Here is an 11,851-nt window from a genome sequence, read left to right as displayed (position 1 = left end):
CTCAACCGATTAACCCAAGAGCGCGGCAAATTCCGGCCTACGAGCGGTACCGGGCCCTCCGGTTCACCCGTGCAGCGCCCCCGGGTGCGTCTGCTCCCGCACCGACACGAACTGCTGCCGCACCGCCTGCCCCACCGCCAGCTCCTCGCCCGGCTCCAGCACCTGGGCCACCGCGCCCTGCCAGAGAGGGGGAGTGCGCGGGTCCAGCGTGCCCTGGGACACGCCCAGCGCCCAGGCCGCCTGCCGGGCCGAGCCGATCGCGGCGTAGTCGGCGGGCTGCGGCACGACGACCTGCGTCCCGAACAGCATGGGCGCCGCCGCCTGCACCGCCGGCAGCTCGGCCGCCGCGCCCAGCAGGAAGACCCGCCGCACGTCCACGCCCCGGCCGCGCAGCACGTCCAGGGCGTCGGCGAGACCGCACAGCATCCCTTCGAACGCGGCCCGCGCCAGGTGCTCGGGCTTCATCGACTCGCGCCTGAGGCCGGCCAGCGTCCCGGCGGTGTGCGGCAGGTTCGGTGTGCGCTCGCCCTCCAGGTAGGGCAGCAGCACCAATCCGTGCGCGCCCGGCGTCGACTTCATCGCCAGCTCCGACAAGCTCTCCAGGTCCGCCGTGCCGAGCAGTTCGGCGGTGCCGCGCAGGGTCCGTACGGCGTTCAGGGTGGTGACGACGGGCAGGTGCATGCCGGTGGCGTCCGCGAGGGCGGTGATCATCCCGGACTGGTCGACGAGCGGCTCGGTGTGCACGGCCATCACGGACCCGGAGGCTCCCAGCGACACCACCGCGTCGCCCAGCCCGATGCCGAGCCCGAAGGCGGCGGCCTGGGTCTCGCCGGTCCCGGCGGAGATCAGCAGCCCCTCCGGCGTCGTACCGGCCGCGTCGGCGGGGCCGATCACCTCCGGCAGCACCGCCTGGTGCCCGAGCGCCAGCTCGACCAGATCGGGCCGGTACCCGCCGGTCGCCGCCGACCAGTACCCGGTGCCGGATGCCCCGCCCCGGTCGGTGGTCCGCCGCGCCGGCCGCCCGAGCAGCTGCCACACCAGCCAGTCGTGGGCCTGGAGCAGCACGGCGGTCCGCGCGGCGGCCTCCGGCTCGTTCCGGGCCAGCCAGCGCAGCTTGGTCACCGCCTGCGCGGCCTGCGGGACGCAGCCCACGGCCTGCGCCCAGGCCTCGCGCCCGCCGAAGGCGTCGATCAGGTCGGCCGCCGCCACCTGCGAGCGCTTGTCACCGCCCACCATGGCCGGGCGCACCGTGTTGCCCTGTGCGTCCAGGGGCACGACCGAGTTCGCCTGCGCGGACACGCCGATGGCCTGCACGCCCTCCAGCAGCCCGCCGCCGGCCGCCTCGCCCAGGGACAGCAGCCAGGCCTGCGGATCGACGTCGGCGGGCCTGCCCCCGCCCTCGGGGCTCTCCACCGGATGAGGCGCGTAGCCCTGCCGCAGCACGGCACCGGTGTCCGAATCGCAGACGACGATACGAGTGAAATCGGGCGAACTGTCCAACCCGGCGACTATCCCCATGCCCGAAATTCTGCCGTACCGGGAGAGGTGTCCGTACCCGGCGGGGGCACGGATCCCCACGGGGTACGGGCGTCAGGTGTTGCTGGTGCCCCAGTCGTCCGCGCCGCTGCCGTTGCCGTTGCGTTCGCGCAGGGAGCGGACCCGCTGGGCCACCGAGTCGGGCATCCGGTCCCCGACCCGGTCGCTCACCACGTGGTACGCCTTGTCGGCGAACTGCCTGCCCTGCTGGGCCGCGGACTCGGCGGTGTTGCGCACGGCCGGGTTCTGCGCGACCTGCCGGGCGGACTTCCGCAACTGCTCGTAACGTTCCCGCCCGGCCTTCGTGCCCAGCACGTAACCCACGGCGAGTCCGACGACGAACGTGAGCCGGTAACGCATGGCGGCCACCCTTCCCTTGCTCTGGCTCCGAGGTGCCGGGGAGTACCGATTGGCGGAGCACCCCCCTGCTTGCGCTAATGTATGTGTCGCAGCGAGCGCGCGCCCCCTGGCGAATACCCAGGCCAACGCGTTCGATGCGATACGAGACCTTCCTCGGTAGCTCAATTGGCAGAGCAGCCGGCTGTTAACCGGCAGGTTACTGGTTCGAGTCCAGTCCGGGGAGCTCGGTCCTCCGTAGCTCAATTGGCAGAGCAGCCGGCTGTTAACCGGCAGGTTACTGGTTCGAGTCCAGTCGGGGGAGCATGGTGAACGAGGACCCCTCCGGGGTCCTTTTTCATGTCCTGCTCCGTGTCCGGGAACCGCGCGGCACGCTGCGGAGTCCTCAAGGTCATGAAGGCGCCGCGGTAGCCGACCAGCCGAGGCAGGAGATCGTATGAGCGGCTATGCTGCGGCAGACGGCGCGCACAGATGTACGCGACACGCCGCTATGGGGCGGTAGCTCAGCCGGTTAGAGCAGCGGACTCATAATCCGTCGGCCGTGGGTTCGAGTCCCACCCGCCCCACTCTGCCCTTCACGGGCAAAATCGTTCGGACCTGCGTCGGAGCGTTCGGCGTCGGGCTCGGCTCCCGCGTCCGGGGCCGATTCTTCCCGCGGGGTGGTCGCAGAGTGGTCACGCTCGCCGGAAGATCGCTCAGACGGAGTCTTCCGGGTCCGGGCGATGAGCGCCGCGGCCCGCTCCGCGCCCTTGCGGGCCTCCGGGCAGAAGGTGTGCGTACACCTTCGACGTGATCTGCTCGATCACGCGGCCCTCGCTGGTCTTCGTCTTCGGGCCCCCGAAGCTCACGCCCAGTGCCCGGCCCCGTAGTACGGGCACGGCGCCGCCGCCTGCTTCCGCTTCTTCCGCCCGGACTCCTGCGCCACCTGCCGACGCACCGTCAGCGTGCGCCCGACGAGGTCGATGTCGCCCCAGCGCGGACCCAGCGCCTCACCCCGCCGACCTCGAACGGGCCGCCGAGCCGGTTGCCGCCGATCGCGTCGAGGAAGGCGCCCAGCTCCTCACCGGTCCACGGCTCGACCACCTGCTTCACTCGCCCCGGGATCAAGCGGTAGAACGTCTGCGCGATACCTGTGCCTGCGTAATCGCCCGGGCGGATGGTCCGGGACGCGAGAACCCGCCGGACAAACGCAAGTGGACGCGCGCTCCGCCGTCGCCGGTCGGAACACGCGCCCACGGCACCGGAGGCGGTGCGGATCGTCGCGGCGGGGGATGACGCGACGTCCGCTCCCGGGGCCCCGCCCCGTGTGAGGGCGGGACCGCGACCGCGCTTCGGTGGTCAGGGGGGTCAGCTCGCCGGCGCGGTCCGGCGACCGGAGGAGGCGCGGAGGATCACGGCGAGGGCGACCAGGACGATGCCGAACCAGACGACGCTCGTGACGCCCACGTGGTCGGCGAACAGGCCGCCGATGAGGGCGCCCAGGGCGATGCAGGTGTTGTAGGCCATGGTGTTGAGCGACATCGCGGCCTCGAAGGTGTCGGGGGCCGCCGAGAGCGTCATGTTGATCTGGCTGAGCTGGACGACACCGAAGGCGAGGCCCCACAGGACCATCGCGGCGATCACGCCGACGTCGTTCGTGCCGATGGCCAGCAGCATGGCGAGTGAGGCGATCATGACCAGGCCGCCCACGATGAAGCTGCCCCGCAGGCTCTTGTTGACGGTGTGGCCGCCGATGAAGTTGCCGATCGCGCCGCCGATGCCGAAGACGATGAGGACGACGGTGATGAAGCCGACACTGGCGGAGGTGCTGTCCTCGAGGTAGGGCCGGACGAACGTGTACGCACCGAAGTGGCCGAGGACGAAGAAGACGACCATGACCAGGACCACCCGCAGCGGCACGTTCTTGACGGGCAGTTCGAAGACCTCGCGGACCGAGACCGCGTTGGCCGACGGCAGCGACGGGATCGTGAAGGCGACCGCGAGGAGCACCAGGGCGCTGAGGCCGGCCCAGATCAGGAAGGTGGCGCGCCAGTCGCTGGCGCCCTCCAGCAGGGTGCCGAGCGGGATGCCGACGACGGTGGCGATCGAGATGCCGGACATCACGACGGCGGCGGCCCGGTTGGCGTGCTTCTCCGGGACGATGCGCATGGCCATGCTGACGCCGATGGCCCAGAAGACGCCGCTGGCGAAGCCCATGATCAGGCGGGTGCCCAGGATCAACGGGTAGTTCGGGGCGATCGAGGTGATCAGGTTACCGACGGCCAGGACGGCCAGCAGCGCGGTCAGCAGTCGGCGCCGGTTGACGCGCCGGGTCCACGCCACGATGAACGGCACCCCCAGACCGGCCGCGACGCCCTGTGCCGTGACCATGAGGCCGGCCGAGCCCACGGAGACCCCGAGGCTCTCGCTGAGCGGGGTGAGCAGGCCGATCGGCATCAGCTCGGTGGTGAGGAAGACGAACAGACTGGCGGTGATGGCGGCCACACCCAGCCATCCCCGGGTCGGGCTCACCGGCTTCTGTGGTGTGGCGGGGGAATTTGTCTCATCCTGAATGGTCATGTCATCTCTCCGGATGTGGTCATGGCGTGGAAGGTGCGCCCGCCGTTATCCGCTGCGTTCCTGTTCCAGAGCGGGTTGGTCGGGGGAGGGTGAAGCGGTGGTGCGGGGAGGAGCCGACGGAGTCTGCTCGGGCTTCGGTTTGGCCGGGCGGGGCTGGCCGAGCACGACCGCCAGGAGGATGACGACCATGCCGACGATCTGGAGGGCGGACAGCGTCTGGTCCTTGATGAGGTAGCCCAGCAAGGTCGCCACGATCGGGCTGCCCAGCGCGAGGAAGGAGACGGCGACGGCCGGCAGCCGCTCGATGCCTCGGAACCAGACGATGTAGCTCAGGACAGCGCCCAGGGTGATGAGGTAGGCGAACCCGATGACGTTGGAGCCGGTGAGGCCGTTTGGAAGGTCTTCCAGCGACAGCCAGAACGGCAGCAGGACCAGGCCGCCCGCCGTGAGTTGCCACCCGGTGAACGTGAGCAGGCCGACGCCCTCCGGCCGGCCCCACCGCTTGGTCAGCGTGATGCCCGAGGCCATGCACAGTGCTCCGCCGATCGCGGCGAGGACACCGACGGTGTCGAGCGAGACCGTGCCCTTGAAGACGAGCAACGCCACGCCCCCCGCGCCCATGACGCAGGCCAGGGCGTGGACGAGTCTGATCCGCTCGCTGAGGAAGAGGGCGGCGAGGAGGACCACGAACATGGGCTGCGCCGACATGATCATGGCGGCGATGCCACCGGGCAGCCGGTAGGCCGCGACGAAGAGCAGGAAGTTGAAGGCGCCGATGTTCAGAACGCCCAGGACCAGCGCGCGCCACCACCAGATGCCGACGGGGAGCTTGCGGCCGAGGGCCAGCAGCACCAGGCCACCGGGCAGAGCCCGCATGGTGGTCGCCAGGAGCGGCCGGTCCGCAGGCAGCAGCTCGGTGGTCACCAGGTAGGTGCTGCCCCAGACCGCCGGAGCCAGGCCGGTCAGGGCCGCCGTGAGTACGTTCTGTCTGTTCTTCATCTTGCCTCGCATCCCGTGGGAATCACCGTGGCTCCCGACGTCCGTCCGGCCGGCTCAGTCGAAGATCGGGTCGCGATCGCGGCCGCGCTTCAGCTCGAAGAAGCCGTCCGTGCCCGCCACGGCCAGCACGCCGTCCCAGAGCCTTCCGGCTGCCTCGCCACGGGGAGCGGGGGTGAGCACGGGGCCGAAGAACGCCAGCGGCTTCCCGTCCGGACCGGGCACGTGGATCACGGGGGTGCCGACCTCGGAACCGACCGGGTCCATCCCCTCGTGGTGCTCGGCCCGCAGCGGCTCGTCCCAGGAGGTGTCCTCCGCGGCCTCGATCAGGTCGGCGGGCAGATCCGCCTCTTCGAGGGCGGCGCGGATCATGTCGTGGCCGAGCCCGGCCTTCTCGTGGTGGATCAGGCGGCCCATGGCGTTGTAGAGGGGGCGCAGCACCTCGTTGCCGTGCCGCTGCTGTGCCGCGACGCACACCCGCACGCAGGCCCAGCCGTCGATCATGCCCTGGCGGTACTTCTCCGGGACCTCGCGGCCCTCGTTGAGGACCGACAGGCTCATGATGTGGAAACGGGTTTCCAGCGGCCTGACCTGCTCGACCTCCAGCATCCAGCGTGAGGTGATCCACGCCCAGGGGCAGCGGGGATCAACCCAGATGTCGGCGACGGTCGTCTCGGAACGCGGTGGCGTGGTGCTCATGGCGGTCGCTCGTCCTTTCGGTGTCACACGGCGTGAGGGCGCGCGCGGGCATGCCTCGGCGTGGTGCGCCCAGGTCCGGGAGTGAGTAGGGGAGATGGCAGCGGCGGAGCGGCTTGCGAGCAGGCCGGAGGGACCCCGACCAGGGGCCCGCCCGGCGCGGTCGGCCCGAGGACGTTCCTGCCGTGTGTGGTCGCCACCAGTGTCGGGCCGGGGATGTCGATGAGTCCAACACATGCTTGTCACGCGATGGATCTCGTATCACGATGGATCCGTGGAGCTTCAGCAGATGCGGTACGTGATCGCCGTGGCCGAGACGAGCAGCTTCACGCGGGCTGCCCAGCGCTGTCTGGTGGTCCAGTCCGCGCTCAGCCACCAGATCGCGCGCCTGGAGAAGGAACTGGGTGCGAGGCTCTTCGAACGCACCAGCCGCCGGGTCCGGCTGACCCCGGCGGGCGCGGCCTTCCTGCCCGCCGCCCGCCAGTGCCTGGCCGCGGCGGAGCGGGCCGCCGCCGAGGTCGCGGCGGCCGTCGGGGAGGTGCGCGGACGCCTCGCGGTGGGGCTGATCCCCACTGTCGCCGCCGTGGACGTTCCCGCCGTCCTCAAGGACTTCCAGCAGCGCCATCCGAAGGCCCGGATCAGCCTCAGCGTGGGAGCGAGTGACGAGCTCGTCGAGCAGGTCAGGGAGGGCGAGATCGAGGTGGCCTTTCTCGGTATCCCGGTCACGGCACGCCCCCGGGGCGTCATGGCCCGGAAACTGGCCCAGGAGCGGCTGGTCGCCGTGGTCGCCCCGGACCACCCACTCGCCGGCGAGGCCTCGGTCGACCTCCGCCGACTGTCCTCGGAGGTGTTCGTGGACCTCCCGGCGAAGACCGCCGGCCGGGCCCAGTCCGATCTGGCCTTCACCGCCGCCGGCCTGACCCGCGAGGTCGCCTTCGAGGTGACCAACGCGGACTACCTGGCCCGTCTGGTCGGCGCGGGCCTGGGCGTGGCCCTGCTCCCGCCCGCGTACGTCGCGGGCCTGGCCGGTATGGCCACGATCGAGGTCACGGACGCACCGGCCCGCGCCGAGTACGTGATCTGGGGCCGGGAGAGCCGCACCCCGGCGGCCGCCGCCTTCCTGGAGCTGCTGGGCATCAAGGAGGAGTGACCGGCCGGGCCCGGTCCGGGGACCGTCTGTTCTTCCCCTCCCGGCCAGGGTTTCATGGACATCGGATCATCCCGCGAACACGGCTGCGGGCTGCCGAGCCGTACGGGGCCGTCATCACTGGAAGGCATGTTCCATGCGAGTGCGAGTAAAAGACTTCGATCACTTGGTGCTCAATGTGCGCGATGTCGAGCGTTCCCTGGAGTTCTACTGCGGGTCACTGGGCCTGGAACCGGTCCGCGTGGACGAATGGCGGGCCGGTAAGGCCCCGTTCCCGTCGGCACGGGTCAGTCCGACCCTGATCATCGATCTGTTCAACCGCCCGCGCACCGAGTCGAATGTCGACCACTTCTGTCTGAGCGTCGAGCCGCTGGACTGGCAGGAGGTCATCGCCTCGGGCGAGTTCACCGTGCTGGAAGGCCCCGTCGGCCGCTACGGCGCCCGAGGCGACGCGCAGTCGATCTACGTCGAGGACCCGGACGGCAACACCGTCGAGCTGCGCTGGTACCCGCAGGACGTGCGGGGCTGACGGGCCCCGAGGGGGTGCCGGGTGCTCCTCGCGCCCCGTACGTTGCGGTGAATCTCCAGCGTCGCCGTCGAGCGGTTGAGCGTGATGTAGTGCAGCCCCGGCGCCCCCTCCGCGAGGAGCCGCTCCGCCATGGCGGTGGCGTACTCGACGCCGATGCGAAACCCGTCCGCGGGGTTGTCGGCCGCGGCGTCCAGGCGGTGGGCCAGGTCCTCGGGGAAGGCCGCGCCGCTGAGCTGCGCGAAGCGGGCGATCTGGCGTACGTCGGTGGCGGGCATGATCTCCGGGATGATCGGGGTGTCACAGCCCGCGGCGGCCACCCGGTCACGGAGCCGCAGGTAGTCCTCGACGTGGAAGAACATCTGAGTGACCGCGTAGTCGGCCCCGGCCCGGCACTTGGCGACGAAGTGCCGGATGTCGCTCTCCCACTCCGGTGAGCGGGGATGGCGTTCGGGGAAGGCGGCCACGCCGACGCTGAAGTCCCCCGACTCCTTGACCAGGCGCACCAGTTCGTGAGCGTGGGTGAAGCCGTCGGGGTGCGGGACCCAGGGCGCGTTCGGGTCGCCAGGGGGGTCGCCGCGCAGGGCCAGGACGTCCCTGACGCCGGCGTCGGCGTACTGGCCGATGATGTGGCGCAGTTCGGCCACCGAGTGGCCCACCGCGGTCAGATGGGCGACGGGCCGCAGCGTCGTCTCGGTCGCGATCCGCTTGGTCACCTCGACGGTACGGTCCCTGGAGGAACCACCGGCCCCGTAGGTGACGGACACGAAGGTCGGGGCCAGCGGCTCGACCCGGCGGATCGCCTGCCACAGCGAACGGGCCCCCGCATCGGTCTTCGGCGGGAAGAACTCGAAGGAGAACGACGGCTCCTGACGTCCGAGAGCCTCACGCAGCGCGATCGTGGTCATGCCCGGCCCCTCCCCGCGTCGAAGCGGCTCGCCCCGGTCATGCGCCGTCCCCCAGCAGCGGCCCGATACCCCGCGCAGCCTCCTGGCCGTAGGCCCGGCTGATGCGGGCCAACAGGTCCGAGGGAAGCAGCTTGTACTCCTGGGTGCCGACGGATTCGAGGACCACCGTGGCCAGAGCGCAGCCCAGGCGGGCGGCGCCTTCGTACGGCAGGTTCCCGGCCAGGCCCGCGAGGAATCCGGCCCGGAAGGCGTCGCCCCCGCCGGTCGGATCGACCACCATCTCCGTCGGCACCGCCGGGACGTCCTTGCGGGGAGCACCGGCGGTCATGATCGATACACCCCCGGCACCCCGCGTGACGAGCCAGGTGCCGACGCGCTCCAGCACGTCCTGCTCGCTCCAGCCGGTGCGCTCCCGCAGCAGCGCGCTCTCGTACTCGTTGGTGAACAGCAGCCGGGCTCCGTCGACCAGTTCCCGGGTCTGCCCGCTGTCGAGACGCGCCAGCTGCTGGGAGGGGTCGGCGGCGACCGGGGTGCCGAGCCGGTGCGCGGTGGCCGTGTGCCGGAGCATCGCCCCGGGGTCGTCGGCGCCGACGAGGACGAGGTCGAGGCCGCCGGTCCGCCGGTGCGTCTCGGCCAGGTCGATCCGGCCGGCCTCGGCCATGGCGCCCGCGTAGAAGGTGGCGATCTGGTTCTGGTCGGCGTCCGTGGTGCACACGAAGCGGGCCGTGTGCAGGGTCTCGCTGACCCGGACGGAACCGGTGTCCACTCCGGCTTCGCGCAGCCGGTCCCCGTACGCCGCGAAGTCGATGCCCGCGGCCCCCACGAGCACCGGCCGCAGGCCGAGCCGGCCCAGGCCGAAGGAGATGTTCGCTGCCACGCCTCCCTCCCGGACCTCGAGACGGTCGGCGAGGAAGGACAGGGACACGTGGTCGACCATCTCGGTGATCAGCTGTTCCGCGAACCGGCCGGGGAAGACCATGAGATGGTCGACCGCGATGGAGCCTGTCACAGCGATACGCACTACGGTTCTCCTTGAACTCGGTCACGACGACGCAGGTGACGCAGGGCAGCGGTCAGTGCAGGCCGGCGGCCGTGCGCAGGGCGTCCACGCGGTCGGTGCGCTCCCAGGTGAAGTCGGGGAGTTCGCGGCCGAAGTGGCCGTACGCCGCAGTCCGGGCGTAGATCGGGCGGAGCAGGTCGAGGTCGCGGATGATCGCGGCCGGGCGCAGGTCGAAGACCGCGCCGATCGCGGTCTCGATCCTGTCGGTGTCGATCGTGTGGGTGCCGAAGGTCTCCACGAACAGGCCGACGGGCTCGGCCTTGCCGATGGCGTAGGCGACCTGGACCTCGCAGCGGGAGGCCAGGCCCGCGGCGACGACGTTCTTGGCGACCCAGCGCATCGCGTACGCGGCCGAGCGGTCGACCTTGGACGGGTCCTTGCCGGAGAAGGCGCCGCCGCCGTGGCGGGCCATGCCGCCGTAGGTGTCGATGATGATCTTCCGGCCGGTGAGGCCGGCGTCGCCCATCGGGCCGCCGATCTCGAAGCGGCCGGTCGGGTTCACCAGCAGGCGGTAGCCCTCGGTGTCCAGCTTGATGCCGTCCTCGTGGAGCTGGTTCAGCACCTGCTCCACGACGGACTCGCGCACGTCCGGGGTGAGCAGCGCCTCCAGGTCGACGTCCGCGGCATGCTGGGTGGAGACCACCACGGTGTCGAGGCGGACCGCCTTGTCGCCGTCGTACTCGATGGTGACCTGGGTCTTGCCGTCCGGGCGCAGGTACGGGATCGTCCCGTCCTTGCGGACCTCGGTGAGGCGGCGCGACAGCCGGTGGGCCACCTCGATCGGCAGTGGCATCAGGTTCGGGGCCTCGTCGCAGGCGTAACCGAACATCAGGCCCTGATCACCGGCGCCCTGCCGGTCCAGCTCGTCCTCACCGCCACCCGCGGCGGAGGACTCGACGCGCGTCTCGTAGGCGGTGTCGACGCCCTGCGCGATGTCCGGGGACTGGGCGCCGATGGAGACCGAGACGCCGCAGGAGGCGCCGTCGAAGCCCTTCGCGGACGAGTCGTAGCCGATCTCCAGGACGGCCTCGCGCACCAGTGCGGGGATGTCGGCCCAGGCGGACGTGGTCACCTCGCCGGCCACATGCACCTGGCCGGTGGTGATCAGGGCTTCCACCGCCACCCGGGACCGCGGATCCTGGGCCAGCAGGGCATCGAGGACGGTGTCGCTGATCCGGTCGGCGATCTTGTCGGGATGACCCTCGGTCACCGACTCGGACGTGAACAGACGTTGGGACACGGTGTGGCGCTCCTGTCGTACGGACGGGCGTGGACGGGGCACGGCGGGGCCTGCGGCGGGCCGGGGCCTCCCGGTGGGGGAGGCCCCGGTGGGTGTCCGGGTCAGGACAGGCGGTGCACGGTGAACTCGACCGGAACGTCGAAGACGGGCTGGGTGGTGGAGAAGACCACCTTGTGCTCGAAGCCCTCCTCGGCCACCAGCTTCTCGAAGTACTCCACGTCACCCATGGTGCTGAAGAAGAGGACCATGCGCCCCTTCTCCGTCAGGTGGGCGCGGGCCTCGCGGAAGAAGCGGGTCAGTGCCTGGTAGCCGGCGTCGGTGCCCGCGACGTCCGCGTAGTCGGTGGCGGCGAACCACTGGAACGGCGGGTTGAAGACGATCAGGTCGAAGCGGCCCTCGACCGAGTCGAAGACGTCGCTCTCGCGCGACTCGACGCGGTCGGCGACCCCGTTCAGCTCCGCGTTGGCACGGGTGGCGGCCACGGCGTGCGGGTTGAGGTCCACCGCCACCACGTCGGCGCCCTTCTTGGCGGCGATCAGGGCCAGCGAACCGCTTCCGGTGCCCATGTCGAGGACACGGTCACCCGGCCGGACCTCGGCGAAGACCGCGCCGCCGAGCATCGGGGACACGGGGCAGGGGGTCATGACCTGCGAGGGGACCCGCAGGGTCAGGCCCAGGAACGGGTGGACCTGTTCGCCCTCCTCGCCGCCGCCCAGCGAGGTCATGGTCTGGCGCAGTTCCTTGATCTCCTCCACCCGCTCCTGGGAGGCGAGCGGGCGGTAGGACTCGGCTTCGGACGTGGACTGGTGGACGAGCTTCGTCATGG

At 71.1% G+C, this 11,851-nt stretch carries 12 protein-coding genes and 3 tRNA genes; 5 read left to right on the top strand and 10 right to left on the bottom strand.

The window, feature by feature from the left end:
* Positions 1-63 precede the first annotated feature (63 nt).
* Entirely contained in the window at positions 64-1,518 is a 1,455-nt protein-coding gene (locus ACFW47_RS02460; protein WP_386278958.1) for an FGGY-family carbohydrate kinase, read from the bottom strand.
* A gap of 72 nt (positions 1,519-1,590) precedes the next feature.
* Complete coding sequence (locus ACFW47_RS02455) at positions 1,591-1,896, bottom strand: hypothetical protein (protein ID WP_100046281.1); 306 nt, start codon at positions 1,894-1,896, stop codon at positions 1,591-1,593.
* A 150-nt stretch (positions 1,897-2,046) separates the two neighbouring features.
* Between ACFW47_RS02455 and ACFW47_RS02450 the strand changes: the two genes are divergently transcribed.
* The 3 genes from ACFW47_RS02450 (at position 2,047) to ACFW47_RS02440 (ending at position 2,459) form a co-directional block, all read left to right on the top strand.
* Positions 2,047-2,119, top strand: a tRNA-Asn gene (locus tag ACFW47_RS02450).
* 5 nt (positions 2,120-2,124) lie between these two features.
* A tRNA-Asn gene (locus ACFW47_RS02445) sits at positions 2,125-2,197 on the top strand.
* 188 nt (positions 2,198-2,385) lie between these two features.
* Positions 2,386-2,459: transfer RNA gene (locus tag ACFW47_RS02440), tRNA-Ile, on the top strand.
* A 373-nt stretch (positions 2,460-2,832) separates the two neighbouring features.
* On the opposite strand, the gene ACFW47_RS02435 is transcribed toward ACFW47_RS02440, so the two are convergent.
* From ACFW47_RS02435 to ACFW47_RS02420, 4 genes are all read right to left on the bottom strand, one after another.
* Positions 2,833-2,985: a hypothetical protein gene (locus ACFW47_RS02435; protein ID WP_386278961.1), complete on the bottom strand. Its 153-nt coding sequence runs from the start codon at positions 2,983-2,985 to the stop codon at positions 2,833-2,835.
* A gap of 255 nt (positions 2,986-3,240) precedes the next feature.
* Positions 3,241-4,452, bottom strand: a complete 1,212-nt coding sequence (locus ACFW47_RS02430; RefSeq protein WP_386278962.1) for an MFS transporter — start codon at positions 4,450-4,452, stop codon at positions 3,241-3,243.
* Positions 4,453-4,497: 45 nt separating this feature from the next.
* On the bottom strand, positions 4,498-5,451 hold the full coding sequence (locus ACFW47_RS02425) for an EamA family transporter (protein WP_386278963.1): 954 nt from the start codon (positions 5,449-5,451) through the stop codon (positions 4,498-4,500).
* Positions 5,452-5,505: 54 nt separating this feature from the next.
* Entirely contained in the window at positions 5,506-6,147 is a 642-nt protein-coding gene (locus ACFW47_RS02420; RefSeq protein WP_234954466.1) for a disulfide bond formation protein DsbA, read from the bottom strand.
* Positions 6,148-6,379: 232 nt separating this feature from the next.
* Between ACFW47_RS02420 and ACFW47_RS02415 the strand changes: the two genes are divergently transcribed.
* Positions 6,380-7,294 carry a LysR family transcriptional regulator gene (locus ACFW47_RS02415; protein ID WP_384478219.1) on the top strand — a complete coding sequence of 305 codons (915 nt, stop codon included), beginning with the start codon at positions 6,380-6,382 and terminating at the stop codon, positions 7,292-7,294.
* A 133-nt stretch (positions 7,295-7,427) separates the two neighbouring features.
* Positions 7,428-7,820: a VOC family protein gene (locus tag ACFW47_RS02410; protein WP_365899128.1), complete on the top strand. Its 393-nt coding sequence runs from the start codon at positions 7,428-7,430 to the stop codon at positions 7,818-7,820.
* On the opposite strand, the gene metF is transcribed toward ACFW47_RS02410, so the two are convergent.
* The 4 genes from metF to ACFW47_RS02390 all read right to left on the bottom strand — a co-directional run bounded on the left by metF (position 7,754) and on the right by ACFW47_RS02390 (position 11,849).
* Positions 7,754-8,725, bottom strand: a complete 972-nt coding sequence (gene metF / locus ACFW47_RS02405) for a methylenetetrahydrofolate reductase [NAD(P)H] (protein ID WP_386278965.1) — start codon at positions 8,723-8,725, stop codon at positions 7,754-7,756. The two genes, ACFW47_RS02410 and metF, sit on opposite strands and share 67 nt — an antisense overlap.
* Positions 8,726-8,762: 37 nt before the next feature.
* A complete protein-coding gene (locus ACFW47_RS02400; protein WP_386278967.1) occupies positions 8,763-9,746 on the bottom strand; it encodes a carbohydrate kinase family protein in 984 nt (327 codons plus the stop codon).
* Positions 9,747-9,798: 52 nt separating this feature from the next.
* Positions 9,799-11,025 (bottom strand): methionine adenosyltransferase, encoded by a 1,227-nt coding sequence (gene metK, locus ACFW47_RS02395; RefSeq protein WP_386278969.1) that lies wholly within the window; start codon positions 11,023-11,025, stop codon positions 9,799-9,801.
* A gap of 101 nt (positions 11,026-11,126) precedes the next feature.
* Positions 11,127-11,849: a HemK2/MTQ2 family protein methyltransferase gene (locus ACFW47_RS02390; RefSeq protein ID WP_386278972.1), complete on the bottom strand. Its 723-nt coding sequence runs from the start codon at positions 11,847-11,849 to the stop codon at positions 11,127-11,129.
* Positions 11,850-11,851: the final 2 nt, after the last annotated feature.

The organism is Streptomyces sp. NPDC058796, assembly GCF_042745235.1.
Classification (GTDB): Bacteria; Actinomycetota; Actinomycetes; order Streptomycetales; family Streptomycetaceae; genus Streptomyces.
The sequence above is the reverse complement of the archived record's forward strand: the minus strand, read 5'-3'. Positions and strand labels throughout refer to the sequence as shown.